This is a genomic window from Psychroflexus planctonicus, assembly GCF_014640195.1.
GTDB lineage: Bacteria > Bacteroidota > Bacteroidia > Flavobacteriales > Flavobacteriaceae > Psychroflexus > Psychroflexus planctonicus.
The window spans coordinates 15,671-35,343 of sequence record NZ_BMGM01000004.1; the positions used below are offsets into that span (position 1 = coordinate 15,671).

At 32.9% G+C, this 19,673-nt stretch carries 14 protein-coding genes; 3 read left to right on the top strand and 11 right to left on the bottom strand.

What is annotated here, in order from left to right:
• Positions 1–92 precede the first annotated feature (92 nt).
• The 4 genes from IEV72_RS05020 to IEV72_RS05035 form a co-directional block, all read right to left on the bottom strand.
• On the bottom strand, positions 93–1,376 hold the full coding sequence (locus IEV72_RS05020) for a tyrosine-type recombinase/integrase (protein ID WP_188458006.1): 1,284 nt from the start codon (positions 1,374–1,376) through the stop codon (positions 93–95).
• A 369-nt stretch (positions 1,377–1,745) separates the two neighbouring features.
• Entirely contained in the window at positions 1,746–4,070 is a 2,325-nt protein-coding gene (locus IEV72_RS05025; protein ID WP_188458007.1) for a DUF2309 domain-containing protein, read from the bottom strand.
• A 3-nt stretch (positions 4,071–4,073) separates the two neighbouring features.
• Positions 4,074–5,537, bottom strand: a complete 1,464-nt coding sequence (locus tag IEV72_RS05030) for a proton-conducting transporter transmembrane domain-containing protein (protein ID WP_188458008.1) — start codon at positions 5,535–5,537, stop codon at positions 4,074–4,076.
• A gap of 29 nt (positions 5,538–5,566) precedes the next feature.
• The gene (locus IEV72_RS05035) at positions 5,567–5,926 is read right to left on the bottom strand and encodes a hypothetical protein (protein WP_229731813.1); all 360 of its coding nucleotides are present in this window, start codon (positions 5,924–5,926) and stop codon (positions 5,567–5,569) included.
• A gap of 43 nt (positions 5,927–5,969) precedes the next feature.
• Here IEV72_RS05035 and IEV72_RS05040 point away from each other — a divergent pair, with 43 nt between their 5' ends.
• Both IEV72_RS05040 and IEV72_RS05045 read left to right on the top strand, forming a co-directional pair.
• Positions 5,970–6,887 (top strand): LysR substrate-binding domain-containing protein, encoded by a 918-nt coding sequence (locus IEV72_RS05040; RefSeq protein ID WP_188458009.1) that lies wholly within the window; start codon positions 5,970–5,972, stop codon positions 6,885–6,887.
• Between the two features lie 67 nt (positions 6,888–6,954).
• Positions 6,955–8,481 carry a GH3 family acyl-acid amido synthetase gene (locus IEV72_RS05045; protein WP_188458010.1) on the top strand — a complete coding sequence of 509 codons (1,527 nt, stop codon included), beginning with the start codon at positions 6,955–6,957 and terminating at the stop codon, positions 8,479–8,481.
• Here IEV72_RS05045 and IEV72_RS05050 read toward each other — a convergent pair whose 3' ends face one another.
• From IEV72_RS05050 to IEV72_RS05080, 7 genes are all read right to left on the bottom strand, one after another.
• Positions 8,482–9,030 carry a hypothetical protein gene (locus tag IEV72_RS05050; RefSeq protein WP_188458011.1) on the bottom strand — a complete coding sequence of 183 codons (549 nt, stop codon included), beginning with the start codon at positions 9,028–9,030 and terminating at the stop codon, positions 8,482–8,484.
• A gap of 610 nt (positions 9,031–9,640) precedes the next feature.
• Complete coding sequence (locus IEV72_RS05055) at positions 9,641–10,300, bottom strand: response regulator (RefSeq protein ID WP_188458012.1); 660 nt, start codon at positions 10,298–10,300, stop codon at positions 9,641–9,643.
• Positions 10,301–10,302: 2 nt separating this feature from the next.
• Positions 10,303–12,288, bottom strand: coding sequence for a tetratricopeptide repeat-containing sensor histidine kinase (locus tag IEV72_RS05060; protein ID WP_188458013.1), 1,986 nt, complete (start codon positions 12,286–12,288; stop codon positions 10,303–10,305).
• Positions 12,289–12,857: 569 nt separating this feature from the next.
• The gene (locus IEV72_RS05065) at positions 12,858–13,886 is read right to left on the bottom strand and encodes a hypothetical protein (RefSeq protein ID WP_188458014.1); all 1,029 of its coding nucleotides are present in this window, start codon (positions 13,884–13,886) and stop codon (positions 12,858–12,860) included.
• Positions 13,887–14,035: 149 nt separating this feature from the next.
• A complete protein-coding gene (locus IEV72_RS05070) occupies positions 14,036–14,572 on the bottom strand; it encodes a DUF6252 domain-containing protein (RefSeq protein WP_188458015.1) in 537 nt (178 codons plus the stop codon).
• 151 nt (positions 14,573–14,723) lie between these two features.
• Entirely contained in the window at positions 14,724–15,218 is a 495-nt protein-coding gene (locus IEV72_RS05075; RefSeq protein WP_188458016.1) for an outer membrane beta-barrel protein, read from the bottom strand.
• Between the two features lie 307 nt (positions 15,219–15,525).
• Entirely contained in the window at positions 15,526–16,701 is a 1,176-nt protein-coding gene (locus IEV72_RS05080; protein WP_188458017.1) for an FISUMP domain-containing protein, read from the bottom strand.
• A 633-nt stretch (positions 16,702–17,334) separates the two neighbouring features.
• Here IEV72_RS05080 and bglX point away from each other — a divergent pair.
• Entirely contained in the window at positions 17,335–19,620 is a 2,286-nt protein-coding gene (gene bglX / locus IEV72_RS05085; RefSeq protein WP_188458018.1) for a beta-glucosidase BglX, read from the top strand.
• Positions 19,621–19,673 lie beyond the last annotated feature (53 nt).

The window sequence follows — 19,673 nt, forward strand, 5'->3', positions numbered from 1 at the left end:
TAGATTTTTATCAAGTTATGAAATTAATTCAGTTACAGACACAGCAAAAAAACAACTTCGGTTGAAGTGGTTTTTTGACTGCTATTTAAAGTTTATTGAAAATAGCTATAGTCGGCTGCCTGCATTGCCTTTCGCAAACTATCAGCTTTAATATAGTTGTCAAACACCTTTTCGGATTTGTGACCAGAGATAACCATAATTAAATGCGGAGGCACGCCTGCATTATAAGCGTTCGTACAAAAACTTCGTCTTGCGGTGTGCGAGGATACAAATTTATACTTAGGTTTTGTTATGCTTACTTTTTCATTTCCTAATGTCTTTTCTAAGGTATAATCCGTAGTGATTTTCGCTCTTTTCGCTATTGATTTAATTATAGCGTTAAGCTTATTTTGATGTATGTAATCTGGGAATTTCCCGTTTCTTTTATTGAGAACCTTCTCTATATTAGAGTTTATAGGTACATAAACTTCGTTACCAGTCTTATTTTGATTCAACTTAATATAATATTTATCGCCTTTTTTATGCGTTTTCGGGTTTTTAAGAAATTTAGTTAAATCACCAACCCTTAATCCTGTATAGCAACCCACTAAAAAAACATCTCTGATGTTATCTTCTATTTTACAGCTTAGCTTAAGTTGTCTAATCTTTTCTAACTCAACTTCATTTAAATAAGGGTGATTTATTTCTTCACTAAACTTTGAAAAATATCTTTTCTTAAATTCTTGATTTTTATGAACGCCTTTATCATAAGCGTAGCTAATTATGGTTTTTAACTTTTGAATATTTGAACCAATGTAGTTTAAAGAGTAATTTCTGGTTTTGCCAAAGGAAATGAAATCATGATAAAATTGTTCATCCACATCTTCAAAGCTAAATTTATTGTATCCCTTAAATTTGAGGAATTTACTCAGATAATTCCTACTGTTTTTATAGGTTCTAATTGTACCTGATGTTAGTGGTTTATTGGTGGTTGGAGAGTTGTTCTTTGAATAATACTTTACAAACCAATCAAAAAAGTCTAAAATAACTTTTGTTTTAGTCACACTGCTATCTTGTTCTTCCTCACTTTCTCCTTTTATTATTTTTTTAATCTCTCTAACGCAGTTTAATTGGCTTAATTTATTATCGTTAATAAGGTTGATAATGGCTTTTTCAATATCATTCTCCCATTCATTAAGTTGTTTGTTGATTGAATCTGAATTGTTGATGTCGTTAGGTTTTTTGATTTTACCCTTTTTAGCATCCCAGTATTTTTCTGAGCCTTTCCTAATGGTCAATCCAGTTGTAGTTCTGTAACGAATAGTTCTGCCATGTCTAAAATCTAGCAAAATTGTGTTTGTCTTTTTTCCTTTTCTAATCTTAAAATTTACTTTCATAATTAATTATTTTTTATTGATTTTAAAGTTAAATCGGTGGTCAAAAAACAAGAAAAAGTTTGACCACATGTTTGTCCACATATGTCCATTTATGTCTACTTTATAGTGTTAAATTTTCAAGAAGTGGCTCGAAAAGGCTAGAAAAAGCGTCAGATTTAGTCTTTTTTGCTTTGAAAACGACGTTAAAAAAATTCTGCCGAGGTCACAGAATTACCACTTAAACCCTTGTAAATCAAGGGTTTTTTTATTAGCGGTAAAATGGTTTTATGTTTTAGTAATAATGTTTGGTTTTAAACCCTTTTAAAATGCAAGCAAGCCAGAAGTAAAACTTACTGGCTTGCGGCAACTAAACATCAAAACAAAATAGTACTATAAATCAGCTAAAGCAGGTTCTTTTTCAGTTGGAATTTGATTCCACTTTTCACTTTTGGTGAATTTTTCTACTTTATTATTTTCAAGTGGATTGATTACCAATAAATGAATCCATTGATTTTCAATTAATTCTCTAATCTTTTCATTTTCCGAAATTAATTTGTCAATTCTTTGTTTTGGGGCATTTACAAAAACAGATAATCGCTGTGGTTGATGGTAATTTTCTTTATCCGATAGTTTAACTGATTGTAAGGGCAACCCTGTTTTTAAATCACCACCGTTTCCTTGAATCACACCAAATTTACCTGTGATGTTGTGCGTGATTTTAGACCCACTACCGTAATTATTATTATCTACTGTAGAGAAATAATAATGATTGTTAATCCATTGTGTAACTACCATTGGTCCATTTAATATGGCGTTAAGCGCACTTCCATCTTCATCCATTTTCCAATCGTAAGAATGCAAGAAACATTGTCCTTCTAAATTGGTTTGCTCAGTCAAACTTCTCGGACCAATAACAAATCCAGCATTTTTTGCAAGTCCCCATTCTGGTCTGGTTTCTGACCAATCTGTCGATTTTCTAACGGCTTTTTTTGTGCTATTTTTTTCTCCTAAACGTTCTGCTGTGGCAGTTTCTCGTGCTTTTGCTAAATCGATTTTGAGTTGATTTATTTTTTCTTCAAAAGGCTTTGGAGTATCGGCATCAAATAAAATTATTTCATCTGTTGTGGTGTTGTGCTCAGCTCCTAAAAACCAAGTGTCTTCAGGAATTGTAATTCCATATTTTTCATGCAAAACAGTTTTTACTTCTTTTGAATTGGCAAGTTTAGCAATCATTCTGGCATTATGTCTTCCTGGACTTGCAGCACAAGCACCACAATCTAAACTAGATGCAAATGGATTGTTAGCAGTATGGCTACCATGACCAGCAAATACAACTAAAGGAGCAAACTCTTTAAAACCCATTAAGTAGAAAGCTGATTGAACTATTTGAGCTTGCTCGTCAATACTCAGTTTTCCTTGGTCTACTGCTTTATGAATTTCTGTTTCGCATGTTGTTTCAATTGAAGAAGAATCCATGTCATTCGTGTTTTTAGCTATGCCAAAAGTTCTATTGATCAATTGATATGCATAAGCAAGACCAGCGCCTTCTACGAAACCAAAAGCTGAAGGAAGAATGTTTTTCATTCGTCTTAAAAAATATCCTTTAAAAGCAGACTGCTTATATTTTACTTCTAGTTCCTTAAATTTTATTTGCGTATGATTTTTTTCTTTTTCGGTTACTTTATAGGCAGATGCCAAAATAGGTGGACAGGATTTACGGCTAATTCCTGAAAACGGCACTTCGTAATCCATTGCTATTCCAAAAAAACCTGCATAGCCAAAGGTTTCGTAATTGCCTTTGGTTTCAATATTTCTCCTAATTAATTCAGATCGGGTATCGATACAAAATACCAATTGCGCATCAGGTCTATTTTTGCTTTCTGTTTTCTTATTTTCTAGCTCAAGTTGATTCACCATTTTTTGCTGCCAAGCCAATTCAACTTCTAATAAACACAGCTGAGCAATAAGGAGCAATTGTTTTTGTGATTTTGTAATTGAAAAACCTTGACTTTTATCGAGATTTAAATGCTTTGCAATTAGCATTCTAACGGCTAAATAATCCGTTAATTCTAAAGGATAGTTTTTATTCCAATTTGTGTTGTTGACTTTTCTATTCTTGATATAACCAACCCATCCTGGCAATGCTGCAAAGTGATTTTCGAAGCTTTTTAATTGTTCTTTTTCGGTTAAACTAGAAGAGAAAGCTTGAATTACTTCCATACTTGATTTTGGAAATTTTTCATTTTTGGGTATTCTTAAATCGCCATCGTATTTTGCTAAATTTACCCAAGCCTTATAAAAACCTTTTTCTTTATCTGGCATTTGCCAGTCGGCAAGACCTTCATCTAAAAATGCACTAAGCCATTTTACCAATATTCGGTCTACTTTGTGAGTTGGGTTTACATAAGTTGTCTTCCTAAATACTTCTAATTCATTCAAAAAATCTTCAATACTTCCGTCAAATTTTTGTTCATTTAAAATCTGTTGAACTTTGTTTTTTTTCAATAAGCCTTTTTCTATGGCTTGTGTATAGAAAGAAGCTTCTGGATAAGTAATATTTCCTGTTTTCTTAAATGCATCTGCACAAGCTTTTTGAAAAGGATTTGATTCATATCCAGATAATGGGTTTGAAGTTACAAATGAGTACAATGGCCATGTTGTTCCCACTACCTGAGATGCTTTTTGTATGGTATTTAAAAGTTTACTTGTCTCCATTTTTTAAGATTTAAATTTTAAAACCGTGTTTTTATTGGGTTGTGTTAAATTGAGTAGCTTTACATAAAGCCAAGGTGTTTTTCTGTAAATTCCTAGTTTCATTAAAAAGAAACCAACTAGAAAAAGTATTCCAAAAGAAATTTCAATAGCAGTTAGTTTCTGTGGAACAACACTAAAACTCAATTCATGCAGTAGCAGGCTTACACCATTGTACATAAGTGCGTACATTACAATTCCTGCTATAAAAAGTCCAGCTGAAATAAATATGCGTTTGATGAAGCTAAAGCTTTTCTCTTTTACAATATTATAAGTGGTTTGCCCAACGGTTATAGCAATGACCAAGGTTAAAAATATACTGCTGTTGGTAAACGAATCTTTACCCGTTAAGAACATAAACAAGGCTGCTCCAGCTAAACCAAATATGCCTACTAAAACAGCTTGAATAAATTGTATTTTTAATTTCTTTGGTTTTTTAGGAGTACTCATTTCAATTTCTTCTCCTGAAGACAAAAACAGATAGGCTTTATAAAAACCATGTAGGATTAAATGTGCTATGGCAGCATTAAAAAATCCTAATCCACACTGCATAACCATGAAACCCATTTGTGCTATGGTAGAACAAGCCAATTTATGCTTTACGTTTACTTGCAATAATTTGACAAATTGAGCAATAATAGCTGTAAATCCACCCAGTACAAATAATAAGGTTAGTGTATTTGAAGCAATTAAAACTGAAGCGAACAAAGTAAACAATATTCCTGCTCCATTAATAAAACCAGCGTGCATCAAAGCCGAAGCTGGAGTAGGGGCAGTCATAGCCGATAATAACCATCTATGAAACGGAAAAAGTGCAGATTGTATAAGTCCAGCTACAATGAGTAATAATGCTGAAATAAGTACAATATGAGATGGAATTGTGTTTAGTTGTTCAAAAATTGAATTGATGAACCAAGTATTAGCGTAGTAACTTAACAATACCAAACTTGCTCCTAGAAGGACACTACTTGCTGTAAAAAAACCAAGTGCATAATTTGAAGCTGCTCTTGCTTCGCCCCAATCTGAATTTACCCCGATTAATTTTGCCATGAATAAACCCATAAAAAACCAACTGCCTACAATTAATGCAGCATGATTAGCACTGACAAAAAGCAATACAGAAAGAATAAAGCCTAAGCTGTAAATTGAAAATAACTGCTGATATTTAAATCCTTGCAAGTAATTTTTGGCGTAGGTACTAATTATTGCTCCAAAAAAGCCAACCGTGGCAAAAATGCTTAAGCTTAAACCGTTTATTCTAAAATATGAACCAAAAGTCCAGTCTAAATCTGTAGTAAAATACAGCGCTATTAAAACGATACTACATGTAAATAAAACCCATAAAAGTGGATTGATAATGCGCGATATCCACGGTATTTCTTGAGGTAAATAAGGAGTTGTGTTTTGCTGTATGTTTAATGTTGAATTCATAATTTATTCAATTTGAAACCAATTTTAGATTAATCAATTACATCAATATGTAAAACACCATTAATGTTAAGTTTTACATCCTTGTTTTTTAAACTTCTAATAAACGTTTTTAGCTCTTCTCTTTCATTTTTTAATTCTTCAACTCTGCTGTTTATGGGTTTTTTATCTATGTTGTGATTGCTTTCCCAAAGTTGTAAACCTTCAATTTTATGGTAATTTATTTTTTGATCTATCAAAGCAGTTAGAATATCTAAGGCTTGTGACTTTGTAAATTTCCCATCAACCAAGTTTATTTCTTTTGTTTGATGTACTGTTGTTTTCATTTCTTTTGTTTCCATGTTTGTTTTTTTATTTGTTTTCGTTGGGCAAAGATTGTAAATTTGATTCATAAGTTTTTATTTATATATTTAATCATATACATAAACTATTTTTATGAATTATACTTTGCATCAATTAAAAGTATTCTTGAAGGTTTCTGAAAACCAAAGCATTACAAAGACATCTGAAGAGCTTCATTTAAGTCAGCCTGCGGTATCTATTCAGTTGAAAAATTTTCAGGATCAATTTTCAATTCCTTTGACGGAGCAAGTGGGAAGAAGAATTTTTATCACCGATTTTGGTAAAGAAATAGCTCAAACAGCCGAAAAAATTCTGAACGAAGTGGAAGCCATAAACTATAAAACCAATGCTTACCAAGGTATTTTAACTGGACGTTTAAAATTTTCAATTGCTTCTACAGCCAAATATGTAATGCCTTACTTCTTGTCTAGTTTTATGAAAAATTACAAAGCAGTAGATTTAAATATCGATGTAACTAACAAAACACAAGTGGTGAGAAGTCTAGAAAACAACGAGATAGATTTTGCTTTAGTTTCGGTTTTACCCGAAAAATTAAAAGTAAACAGCATCAGTTTACTGCCAAATCAGTTGTTTTTTATCGGCTCTAAAAATTCAGGAATCAACATAAATTCAGTTAAAAAAATAAATAACTTACCCTTGATTTATAGAGAATCTGGATCGGCAACTCGAAAAGCTATGGAAGATTTTATAGCTTCAAAAAACGTATCGAATTATAAAAAAATTGAACTTACTTCTAATGAAGCAGTAAAACAAGCTGTAATATCTGGTTTGGGTTTTTCGGTTATGCCATTAATCGGAATTAAAAATGAATTACAAAACAATGATTTAGAAATAATACCCATGAAAGGCTTACCCATTATAACAAACTGGCAGTTGGTTTGGCTACAAACCAAGCAACTTTCTCCAGTTGCTGAGATGTTTTTAAAATTCATTGACGACAATAAATCTGATATTGGAGAGAAACATTTCAGTTGGATAAATAAATATTAATTTTTTAATATGAATTTCAGAATAAGCTATATCTTATAGCTTAGATTAGTAATATAAGAAATTGATTATGGCTATTATAGGAAACATTATTAAAGGAGTTATTCATTTAAGTAATTCAATATCTTCTGAAATTGATCACGTTAAAAATCAGAAAGAAGTTTTAAATCATTTATTAAATTCAGCTAAAAATACTGAATTTGGACTGCATTACAAATTTTCCAATATTTTACTTGCAAATCAACCTTACAAATTATTCAAGTCCAGTATTCCTTTTTTCAATTATGAAAAAATTCATGTTGAATGGTGGCATAAGCTTCACGAAGGGGAAAAGAATATTACATGGCCCGAACATCCAGATTATTTTGCTTTGAGTTCTGGAACAACAGGAAAAACAAGTAAACGCATTCCTGTAACGGAAGAAATGATTGAAGCCATTAAAAATGCCGGGATAAAACAAGTTTTGGCTATGAAAAACTACGACTTACCTGGCGATTTTTTCGAAAAAGAAATCATGATGCTCGGTAGCTCCACCAACCTAGAGAAACAAAACGACCATATTGAAGGAGAGATAAGCGGAATTAGCGCAAGTAGAATTCCATTTTGGTTCCGTGGCTTTTATAAACCAGGCGAAGAAATTTCCAGAATAGACGATTGGGATGAGCGCGTTCAAAAAATTGCTGAGAATGCCAAAAAATGGGACATTGGCGCTTTAAGCGGAATTCCTTCTTGGATGGAATTAATGATGGAAAAAGTGATTGCATACCACAACGTAGACAATATTCATGACATATGGCCAAGCTTACGTGTATACACTACTGGTGGAGTTGCTTTTGGTCCTTACGAAAAAAGCTTCAAACGCTTGACCGGAAAACCAGTTGAAATCATCGACACTTATTTGGCTTCAGAAGGTTTTATTGCTTTGCAAACACGACCAGAAACCGATGCTATGCAATTGTTAACCGATAACGGAATATTTTTTGAATTTGTGCCTTTTCAGCCAGAATACATCAATCAAGATGGTTCGCTTAAGCCAGATTCACCGTGTATTGCCATTGAAGATGTGGAGTTGGGTGTAGATTATGTATTAATTGTAAGTACCGTTAGTGGTGCATGGCGTTATACCATTGGCGATACCGTTCAATTTAGCGATGTGAAAAGAGCAGAAATTAAAATTACAGGTCGTACTAAATTCTTTTTGAACACAGTTGGTTCCCAGCTTTCTGTTAATAAAATGGATGATGCCATGAAAGCACTAGAAGATCAATTTGGTATAGATATTTCTGAATATACCATTTGTGCAAAACGCGCTGAAGATGAAGAGTTTTACCACTTTTGGTACTTGGGTGCTTCAGATACAAGTTTAAATGCTGCTGAAGTAGCAAATGCTTTAGATGAATCTTTAAAAGAAGCCAATAAAAATTATAAAGTGGCTAGGTCTAAAGCCTTAAATGGTGTAAAAGTAAAATTGATCGACTCCGAAGTATTTTATGATTGGAATGCAAGAAATAAAAAGAAAGGTGGCCAAGTTAAAATGGAAAGAGTCATGAATGAAGAAAAATTTAAAGAATGGGAAGATTTTGTACAAAATCATTAATTAGCGGTTTTGTACAATTTGCATAATGTCTTCTGGAGATAAATAATACCGCATAATGCGTTCTTTGTAAAGTTGATTTATTTCAGCATGGTTTAGGATAAAGTTTTTGGTTTTTAAAATGTAATCTTCCATACCTTGCATTACAGCAAAGCTATCTGCTGCGCGTTCCGCTTCAATAATATGCCTTTCTAACAGTAAATAACGGATTCCAAACCAGATTAAATTTAAGCTACCACGGTTTTCGTAATCTAAAATATGGCCTAATTCATGACCAATCCAACCTGTAATTACATCAGACGGAACATTTAAGGTTTTAAATTCTTGATCAGAAATTTTAAATTTTTCGCTAATAAATATAAAATATTCTCTTTTGCTTCTTCGCATAAACAAACTCTTGAATTTTGGTTGCGCTTGCATGGTCGATTTTTTAATATCAGTTTTAAATTTAAAAGTGATGTGTACATCCTGTAACTGAGGGAAATAAGCGAGTGCCTTTTCTACTTCTTTTTTTATAGAAGCCGGATAAGTGTGTTGTTCTTGAGCTTTCATGCTAAAGTTATGTTGAATAATAAGAAATAAAACAAGTGTGCGTATTAATTTTCTAATTGAATTTTGCTTTTGGTTTTTAGATACGATTAGACAATATAAGATTTACCCTTTCTAATTCATGTAAAATTCTGTTAATCTAAGAAAGGAAATCGCTTAATCCATTTCAAAAAGCAGGTTCAATGATTTCAACTAAAAATGAATAATTAGAAAGATATAACCCATTGTGCATTTTGAGCTGAAATAAAGTTTTTCACATAGACTATGAATTAGCTTTTTCCCTTCCATTCAAGGAAGAGTTAGGGATGGTGTAAGCTAAAATACGAAAACACCTTTTACCTTTCGGCATTTCCCTCGAGGGAAAAATTTTAATCCAACTTATCCATTAATAGTACAACCAGTAAACCCGTTTGAAAGAACTGAAAACAGACAAATTAAGTAAAGCCGTCCGATTAGTGATTTTTTTCGAAAAATCGAATAAAGAAATCTATTCATATTAAAAAATCTTTATTCTCTATACTCTCGAGACAACGCGATTACAGATTTCAATCTAAAATTCACTCGAATTAATAGAATTTTGTCAAAATGCACAACGGGTAGATATAGCATAAAATTATATCAAATTTTGTTTTCGAGCCATGTCAACTGCTTCTAATTTGTTGTGAACTTGTAATTTTTTGTAGATGTTTTCAATGTGTTTTCTTACTGTAGATGGCGAAATAATCAGATTATCTGCAATTTTTGTATAACTTAATCCTTGCCCTAATTGTTCTAAAACATCGGTTTCTCTGGCAGTTAAGGTAACTATTTCGGTATTCTGGTCTTTCGAAATAGTGTCTGGATTTCGTAGTAATTTTAAGGTTTTCATTGCAATAGATGGATTCATGGCAGCACCGCCATTAAGTGTATCTAGAATGCCTTTATGCAATACATCTGGATTTACATCTTTCAGCAAATAACCGTCTGCACCTGCTTTTATGGCATTGAAAATATTTTCGTCGTTATCAAAAACGGTCAGCATTATCACTTTAATATGCGGGTATTTTTTTTTAACTAGGGTAGTAGTTTCAACTCCATTTAAACCCGGCATTTCAATATCCATCAAAATTAAATGGTAGTTGCTGTGTTCTTCTAAATGTTCTAAAATTTTTGATCCGCCAAGCTGAGTTGTTTTCACAAATAATTCATCAAATAAAGATAATTTTTCCTTTATGCTTTTCAGCATAAACACATTATCATCTACTAGGGCTAGCTTAATTTTTTGACTATTCATTGTTATGTGTTTTCAGTATCTATTGGGATATTCAATTTTACTTGAGTACCAGATGCTATTTTGCTATGTATCTTTAATTCTGCATTCAGTTTTTCTGCTCTCTTTTTCATGTTTTGAAGTCCGTTGCCTTCTTCTTGTTCTTCTGTATTATAGCCTTTTCCGTCATCATCTATGGTGATTTTGAGTTGTTGATTATGTATTTCAAAATGAATTTTGATGTCTTCTGAATCGGCATGTTTAATGGCATTATTGACAGCTTCTTGTACAATCCTGTAAATTTGAATACCACTAATCGCGCTAAATTGAAGAGATTTGAATTGTTCGCCATTGTAATCTGATGTTGTAACGGAAATATTTTGTTTGATATCCAACTGATTAATAAAGTTTTTAAAACGAATAATCAAATCGGATAACTCAATCATTTCCTTGTTCATGGCCCAAATGGTATCTCTCAGCTCATGAATAGTTTGTCGAGTGAAAATACTGAGTTGATTGAGTTTAGTTTTTACTTCTTCAAATTGAATTGTTTTTTGATGCTGAATAAACTGTAAACTTGAAATGACAAAAGTGAGCTGACTCCCAATGTTATCATGCAAATCTCTTGAAATCCTCAGCCGTTGTTCTTCGAGTTTATTTTTGAGCTCAATTTTAGCTAAAGCGGTTTTCAATTCGGCTTCTTTCTGGATTTTTTTGTTCTTGAGTTGTTTGGATTGAATGATAAAATAACTTAATAGAATCAACACAATGATTAGCGCTATACTTCCATAAATAATGAGATTTTGTTGTCTCACTTTTAACTCTTTTTCAAGTAATTCAGTTTTTGTTTTGGCTAGCTCGGCTTCCTTTTCTTTGGTTTTAAGTTTAGCTTCTACATCTGCCAATGCTTTTGCGTTTTGATTTGAAAATAAACTGTCTTTAACACCTGTGTAAAATTCAAAATATTCATCAGCCTTTTCTGTATCTTGAAGTGCGAAGTACACTTTTGCTCCATTGATGTAATAGGATTCTGCATAATTATACAAAGAAGGGTCTTCATGAATAAAGTTTTCTGCTTTTTGAATTACAGATTTTGCTTTATCAAATTGACGAGTATTGTAATATAAATCAATTAAATTTGAACTCGTAATAAATTTAGTTCGGTTGTAGTTTAGGTATTCTTCAGGTAAATTTAAAGCGGTTAAGTAGGCTTTTTCAGCCATTTCATATTTATTCTGAAGATTCAGAATATTGCCGTAGGTACCTTGAAATTGATAAAATAGCCTTGGCTGATCAGCTTTTTCTGCGAATTCTATGGCCAGTTTTATATACTTCTCAGCTTGATCTAAATCATTAAAACTCTTATAACAAATTGCCATATTATTATATGATCCAGCAATGTCTTTAGTCATGTCATACTTTAATCGAATAGCTAAAGCTTTTTCATGAAATTCGATTGCTTTTTCAAATTGCATTAATTCCTGATAAATCAGACCTATATTACTTAAATATCTGGATTGACCTTTATCGTCATCAGGATTTATTTTCTTGCTGTACTCCAAGGCTTTATAAAAATAGTCGAGCGCTTCTTTAAACTGACCATTATTCCAGTTAAACATGCCCAGATTATTGATGCATCTTACTTCTAAAGATTGTATATTGTGTTTCCTGCTCAGATTTAAAGCACGTTCAAAATACACTTTAGATGAATCTTTTTGCCCAAGAACATCATAATACACTCCTCTGGTATTGGTTAGTTCGGTGAAATGAAATTCGAGATTATTTTTTTTGGCATTGCTTAGTTCTAACTTAAGGATGCTATCAGCAATGTTTGGATTATTAAAAATATAATGGAATGCCAATTCATTTGCAGCACGTAATCTAACAGAATCGTTTTTAGAAGTGGCATAGTTTTCCCAACTACGATCAATTTTTTGTGTACTTTGACCTATACTTTTTCCGAAGCAGAAAATAAAATAGGTTATCAGTAAAATTGCTCTTAAATCTTTCATAAGAAACCATATTAAAGTCTAAAAATAGTATAAAATCATTAGTTATTGGGATTTTTTTTAACTAGGACGTCGTTGAGATTAAACAATTGAAAATCGTATAGATTTAAAATTACTTGTCTTTTACGGATCAAAGATTTACAAAAATCAATTCTTTTTATGAGTTCAATTTCTCTCTTCAGATATAGATTGATGAGTTTTTGTTTGCGATATAGACTAGTTACTACAACAATTATCACCAAAAGAAAAAAAAATAAAATAAGGCTAATTTCTAAAATCATTTTTTATCAGGTTTAAAAAAAGTCGAAGCTGCAGCATGCAACTCCGACTCAAAGATTGGTAGTTAACATTTTTAATAATTATATTTTATAAAGCAAATCCCTTTAGCTGAAAATGAGTTAAATAGATTGTAGATTGTCCACTTCTATGCATCATATATTGTGATGATTTTCTTCTTTTGCATCAACCCTTAAAGGGTCGAAGAAAATCAATTACACCCTTTAGGGCTCGAGGCAATTAATTGATTTTCATCAAAAGTTAATCAAAATGTGCATAAAAGCAGATACATTAATTTATTTTCTAGACTTATCCAAGGCGATAAATTTTTCCATCCCTGTAATTAAATCATCAGTCATTCTTGATGTTACAGTATCAAGCCCATCTAAATACCATTCTTCAATTTTGGCACTTTTCCTATCAAGTTCTGCAATTTCAAAAGGTTCTACTTCAAAATAAACTGAGCTAAAGTTTAACCCATCGCGATATTTATTCATCATTCCGGCTCCAATTCTGCCTTTGTATTCTTTGGTTGTGTCATCATCAATTGGTCCAACTAATGCTGTTTCTATACCGTGGATCACCAGACTTTTACCACGTTTTTCTAAACTTACATTAACGGTTATGATCAATACTGCATCCAGCTCTAGCTCTTCTGAAATTAACCCTACCGATGCAGGTGCTTTAAAGTCTGTTGAAACTAATTTTGCGCTTAAAGGATAAAATTCATATCCAGTAGCAGACAATGAACCTTGAACTTCTAAATCTTTCTTTGTGAAAAATTTATTCAACTTTTGTAGGGACTTAGATAGACCGCTCAATTCTATTTTATTTACACCATCTCTATAAATAGTTGTCTTTTCTTCACTATTTAGGTATTCTTTCGGCTCTAATAAAGAAATGCTTTTTGCTTTAAATTTAGTTTTTAAAATGGGCAACATATGCTCGAGAAACTTGTCTGCAACCATATTACTACCCGAAGGTGTTAAGTAGTTTTTTGAATACAGTGTTGTAGTTGTAGTAGAAAATGGTGTCTTAGTTGTTGTTTTGGATACTTTTGTAATGGATTTGTCCCAAATCTGCATGGTTAAAACTCCTATTTTTTTAGGATTAGGTAAATTATCTTCAGACAGTAAATCTTCATTTAGCAATCCCTGAAGCGCGTCAATCCATGTACTATTATTTTTATAACTTTTTACCAATTTATCCCATTTTCTATCTTTTAATTCAGCTACGTCTTGCATTGATTTCTGAGCAATTACAAGGTTTGTACTACAAAGCAATAGCAGAACAAATATCAAACTGATTTTAAGTAGTGGTTTCATATGAGTTAATTTTTTCTTGATTTAAAATTTGAAATGCAGCTTTCAATTAGAAAGTTAGTAAAGTTTAGCTCTTAAGGTTTTTTAATTCAACATGTTCTATTTGAAATTTATCAAACCTGAAGAGCTAAAATGCATTGATAATCTGAAGATTAAAATGAAGTTACATCTAAGTTGAAAGAGCCTTCGGTAATGTTTTTTATTGAGCCATCACCGTTAGAATTTTTCGCAGTAAACTCAAAAGTACCAGTTACGTTATCTTCTGAATCTGTACTTATTTGTAATTCTCCTCTAATGGAATCGTCGTCATAAGGTGCAGTCCAGGTTTGAGAAGCAGTTGGGTTTGAAGCATTAGCCTCTATGTAATTTCCAACAATAAATCCTAAACTTTCGCCTCCAAACGTATAAGTTCCTTCACCTTCATAGCCGTTGATTACAAAATTGAATCCTTTTCCAGAATTGTCTGTGCCTTGAAGTGTCATGGTTGTTGAGCCACCAGCACTTACTTTAGTTGCCGTGGAAAACATTTCTTGCGATTGGAAATTGGCTCCATCTATTTTTGCTTTTACAGTTCCATTGGCAGCACTTCCGCCAGATCCACCATCGTCATCGCTACTGCACGATGTAAAACTTATACTTACAAAAAGACTTAAAAAAATGGCTGTGATAGTTAAATAATTTGATTTCATAATAAAATGTTTAATTGATTAGTAATTGATATTAATTGTTTCCTTACAAATGTGACGCACTTACCTTAGCTAATCTATAAGGTATTTGTCGTATATTAAAATTGGGTTTTTTATAATAGATGCGGAAGTTAAGTGAGTTGTAAATCTTATTTTAGAATTGAAATTCTATACCAAAAGTTAACAGGTCAAAACTTACTCCAGAAACACTAACGCTCCTGTAGCTTAGCACTCCAGACATTGTTTCTGAAAATGCATACTGAGCTTTTGGAGCATAATAAAAAGCACTATCTGAACCTGATGGGGCAACCCCAATAGCATAACCAACATCTGTACCAACAACAATTTTTTCGGAAAGTGAATAACGTGCTGCTGCTGCAAGTGGAATATATCCTGCATTTTCTACATCAAATGTTCCACCTGCAGTGTCAAAACTATCTCCAAAAGCGTATAGAAAACCAGTTGTACCACCTAAAGAAAAATCTTCACTTATTTCCCAAAGATAATTCGCATCTAAAGCAGCGCCAAAAGTGTAGAAATCGCCAGTGTCTCCCATGGGTAAACCAGCATTGATTCCTAAGTTTAAACTTTGAGCATGCATAGAATAACTAGCACAAAGCACACATAACGAAATAAATAATTTTTTCATGATTAAAAGATTTTAAATTAGTAAATGGTTTGTTGAATTATTTCTTTACAAATATTTTTATATTTTGATTATCAATCTATTAGGCAATTGCCGTATATTTTTAAATTTGATAGTTGGCAATACTTTAGATATATCTTGATCAGCTTACTAAATATTTGATTCTATAAAGCCTAAAACTCTGTGAAACAATATTTCATGAGCTTTAGACTTTTTGTGTTTAGACTTAAGATTAATTTTAAAACTCGTGATGATCGCTTAGCGCATTCAAATTAAATATTGAATAAGATTTTGCGAGTATGTATTGAGTTTAGTCCTTGATGCATCGGCAAGAATAGCCATAGTTTTTATTTCCGTGGTGCTTTGTTGAATCATCGTTCCCAAAATAAATGTACCGATGCCAAGCACGATCTGCATTATACTCCGTAGAGCTCCACCAGTAAGTGTAGTAATCAACATCAAAATAGTAATTAGTTATAACGGCACCTCCAGGTAAACCAGAAAAACCAGAACTATTCGTAGCTTCTACATTGGGTGGATACCAACCTGTAACCGATTTCATTTTACCTCCAGCAACAGATGGACCGCCTAAATAGTCTATAAGCTCAGTCCATTCTGCATCGCTTGGTAAATGCCAACCCGAAGGACAAACAGTTAGAGCGGTTTGCCAATCATATAGCCTTCCATAAAGGTCACAGTTAGCATCATCTGCATCATAACACCAGCTGTTACCCGTTTCGTAATTTAGATTTTCTGACATCCAAACTTGGTTACCAATAGTAACAGTAGCATAATTGTTTCCATCAGCATCTGCACAGCCAAAAAATTCTAAATTTAAGGTTTGTGATTGAGTCGGAACCATAGTTATGTTGCTAACATTGTCTCCTGAAAGACCTTCAATCAATAACAAATCTCCATCATTATACTGCATTTGAATAATAGATTGAGAACTATTTAAAGTTGATTTATTTTGATAGGTCTGTGGCGTTTCAACTCTAGAGATGATGGTTTGGGAATTCATTGCAACTCCTTCTGAGATTAATTTTGAAGAGCTTTGCCAAGAATTTGTTGAAAGTTTTACAATGTAAACTCCAGCTGGTAAACCATTTATTTCAAACGTATTTATTCCTAAATTCGCTTTTTCAGTTTTACTTGAAATAAGCTTACCTACTAAATTAAAAACTTCCAGTTTCACAATATCTGCTTGATCATTGTAAAAGGCTATTCTGCTTTTTTCTTGCATCGGATTAGGATAAATTTTTATATCCTTCACATCAGCAAAATGAGAATCCACACTAAGTGTTCCAACAAGATTTAAGGTTTCTGAACCTGCTAAACCTAATTCTGTTCCTTGAGTTAAATTTTCAACATAAATGCTATCTACAACGGAGCTTTCTCCTGAACCTGTAAAACTAATCTGATAATTTTGCGCTTTTGCTGCTATGGCAATCAACAAAAGCATAATAAATGTAATTGTTTTTTTCATGACGAAAAGATTTAATGTTAATAAAAAAGTTAGTAAATTAATTTGTCAACAAATATTCTTTAATTGTAAACATCAAACTATAAGGCATTTGGCGTATATTTTTATATATTAGGTATAACCCGTTATGCATTTTGACAAAATTCTTTTAATTCGAGTGAATTTCACGGTTGAAATGTTTTATTCCGAAGTCTCGGGGAGTGTCTAGAATAAGAATTTTTCAATATGAACAGGTTCTTCATACAATTTTTCGAAAAAAATCACTAATAGGATGTCTTTACGTAATTTGTCTGTTTTCAGCGACTTTCAAATTGGTTTACTGGTTTTACTATTAATGAATAAGTTTGATTGAAATTTTTTCCCTGAAGGGAAATGCCGAAAGGCAAAGGGTGTTTTCATATTTTAGTTTACACCCATCCCTAAGCCTTCCCTAAATGGAAAGGAAGAAGCTGATGCATAATTTAAATGAAAAACTTTATTTTAACACGAAAATACACAACGGTTTAAGTATAGTATTCATAGTCAATATATTTTTCATTATTTGTTCAATTTGATTTGAAATTCATTTAAGCTTCTCATTAGTCTTGAAGACATTATATTTGCAATCAAAATCCTGTGTAATCACAATTTTCAAAAATGAAGTCATACGCATACGTTTTCATACTTAGTCTTTTTATCATGTCTTGTTCAACATCCGAAACCTCTTCAGAAAATTCAATCCATACATTGGAATACCAAAAGCAAGTCGATTCGCTTTTAGGCAAGATGACCTTAGAAGAAAAAGTAGGGCAGATGGTGCAATACAGTGGCGGTTGGGATTTAACGGGTCCAGCAACCAATGCCAATACCCAACTCAAAAAACAACAAATTGAAAAAGGCTTAGTAGGAAGCATGCTAAATGTAACTTCTGTAGAACAAGTTAGAGAAGCACAAAAGTTAGCTATTGAAAAGTCACGACTAAAAATCCCGATGCTTTTTGGTTTCGATGTCATTCACGGTTACAAAACCATGTTTCCTATTCCGTTAGGTGAAGCCGCAAGTTGGGACTTAGATTTAATGCAAAGAACAGCAGCAGTTTCAGCAAAGGAAGCCACCGCAGCCGGAGTAAATTGGACATTTGCGCCTATGGTAGACATTTCGCGAGATGCCCGTTGGGGAAGAATCATGGAAAGTGCAGGTGAAGATACCTACCTGAATACACAAGTAGGCTTAGCAAAAATGAAGGGTTATCAAGGCGAAGATTTAGCAAATCCTACCACCATGGCAGCATGCGCAAAACATTTTGCTGGCTACGGTTTTGTTGAAGCTGGAAAAGAATACAACACCGTAAACATCGGAGAAAATGAATTTCACAATGCCGTTTTGCCACCTTTTAAAGTTTTAGCTGAAGCCGGAATTGCCACGTTTATGAATTCCTTTAGCGATATGGATGGTCTGCCTGCCACCGCAAGTCACGAATTACAAAAGGAATTGCTGAAAGAGAAATGGAATTACAAAGGTTTTGTAGTTTCAGATTGGGGTTCCATTAAAGAATTGGAAACGCATGGAGTAACTGCAAACTTAGCTGAATCAGCATCAATGGCAGTTCAAGCTGGAAACGATATGGATATGGAAAGCAATGCCTATGCAGAACATTTAGTACAATTGGTCGAAGATGAAGTAGTAGCTGAAAGCAGAGTAAATGATGCTGTTGGACGAATTTTGAATTTGAAATTTCAATTGGGTTTATTTGATAATCCTTATAAATATTGCGACGAAGCAAGGGAGAAAACAGATATCATGAGCAAAGAAAACATGGATTTAGCTTACGAAGCGGCTTTAAAATCTATGGTTTTACTGAAAAATGAAAATCAAATTTTACCCATTTCAGATGAAGTTAAATCCATTGCTTTAATTGGTCCGTTGGCCAACGATAAAAATACACCACTCGGAAATTGGAGAGGGAAAGCTATTGATGATTCAGCGGTTTCCGTATATGAAGGACTTAAAGGAAAATTATCCAATTCAGTAGAATTGAGTTACCATGAAGGAATTGATTTTATTAAAGGTGGAGAAAGCTTTGGTTCCCCATTAAAAATCAATACCACCGATAATTCAAAAATTGAAGAAGCTGTAAAATTAGCAAAAAGCAAAGAGTTGGTGGTCTTAGTGGTGGGCGAAAGCGCCTTTCAAAGTGGAGAAGGTAGAAGTCAAGCCAACATTGGTTTTGCAGGACTTCAAAACGAATTAATCGAAGCGGTTTATGAAGCCAATCCCAACACGATTATGGTTTTAATGAACGGACGCCCAATGGACATCAGTTGGTCGGCAAAACACTTCCCAGCTATTCTTGAAGCTTGGCATTTGGGTTCACAAGCAGGAAATGCCATTGCCGATGTGCTTTTAGGAAATTACAATCCTTCAGGTAAATTAACGGTTTCTTTCCCAAGAAGTTCTGGTCAGGAGCCTTTTTATTACAACCATAAAAACACAGGCAGACCAACAGGAAGCCCAAATGAAGTTGTTTTCAGTAATACCACCGATGTTAATGATGAGCCCTTGTTTCCATTTGGATTTGGATTAAGTTATACGAGTTTTGATTATGGCGAAATTAAATTGAGTAAAAACAACTTCAATAAAGGCGAAAAACTAACCGCGGAAATCGAAGTCACTAACTCAGGCGATCGTTTTGGTGAAGAAGTTGTTCAACTCTATATTCGGGATTTGGTGGCTAGCCGAACAAGACCTGTTTTAGAATTAAAGGCTTTTGAAAAAGTAGGATTAAAACCTGGAGAATCCAAAACCATTTCTTTTGAAATTTCTGAAAAGGATATCCAATTTTACACTGCTAACAAAAAATGGGAAGCCGAAGCCGGAGAATTTAAGTTGTTTATCGGTCCTCATTCTGAAGAATTGAAGGTGGAAACTTTTCATTATGAATAGTAGACTCATCTAGAGTTTGAAGTTTTGTACATTATCAACATCTCACAAAACCA

Bases quoted from the DNA above. Each gene is read 5' to 3' on its own strand.
- IEV72_RS05045 (WP_188458010.1), top strand. From the start codon at position 6,955: ATGGCTATTATAGGAAACATTATTAAAGGAGTTATTCATTTAAGTAAT.
- IEV72_RS05020 (WP_188458006.1), bottom strand. From the start codon at position 1,376: ATGAAAGTAAATTTTAAGATTAGAAAAGGAAAAAAGACAAACACAATT.
- IEV72_RS05065 (WP_188458014.1), bottom strand. From the start codon at position 13,886: ATGAAACCACTACTTAAAATCAGTTTGATATTTGTTCTGCTATTGCTT.
- IEV72_RS05050 (WP_188458011.1), bottom strand. From the start codon at position 9,030: ATGAAAGCTCAAGAACAACACACTTATCCGGCTTCTATAAAAAAAGAA.
- IEV72_RS05040 (WP_188458009.1), top strand. From the start codon at position 5,970: ATGAATTATACTTTGCATCAATTAAAAGTATTCTTGAAGGTTTCTGAA.
- IEV72_RS05030 (WP_188458008.1), bottom strand. From the start codon at position 5,537: ATGAATTCAACATTAAACATACAGCAAAACACAACTCCTTATTTACCT.
- IEV72_RS05025 (WP_188458007.1), bottom strand. From the start codon at position 4,070: ATGGAGACAAGTAAACTTTTAAATACCATACAAAAAGCATCTCAGGTA.
- IEV72_RS05060 (WP_188458013.1), bottom strand. From the start codon at position 12,288: ATGAAAGATTTAAGAGCAATTTTACTGATAACCTATTTTATTTTCTGC.
- IEV72_RS05035 (WP_229731813.1), bottom strand. From the start codon at position 5,926: ATGAATCAAATTTACAATCTTTGCCCAACGAAAACAAATAAAAAAACA.
- IEV72_RS05070 (WP_188458015.1), bottom strand. From the start codon at position 14,572: ATGAAATCAAATTATTTAACTATCACAGCCATTTTTTTAAGTCTTTTT.
- IEV72_RS05075 (WP_188458016.1), bottom strand. From the start codon at position 15,218: ATGAAAAAATTATTTATTTCGTTATGTGTGCTTTGTGCTAGTTATTCT.
- IEV72_RS05080 (WP_188458017.1), bottom strand. From the start codon at position 16,701: ATGAAAAAAACAATTACATTTATTATGCTTTTGTTGATTGCCATAGCA.
- bglX (WP_188458018.1), top strand. From the start codon at position 17,335: ATGAAGTCATACGCATACGTTTTCATACTTAGTCTTTTTATCATGTCT.
- IEV72_RS05055 (WP_188458012.1), bottom strand. From the start codon at position 10,300: ATGAATAGTCAAAAAATTAAGCTAGCCCTAGTAGATGATAATGTGTTT.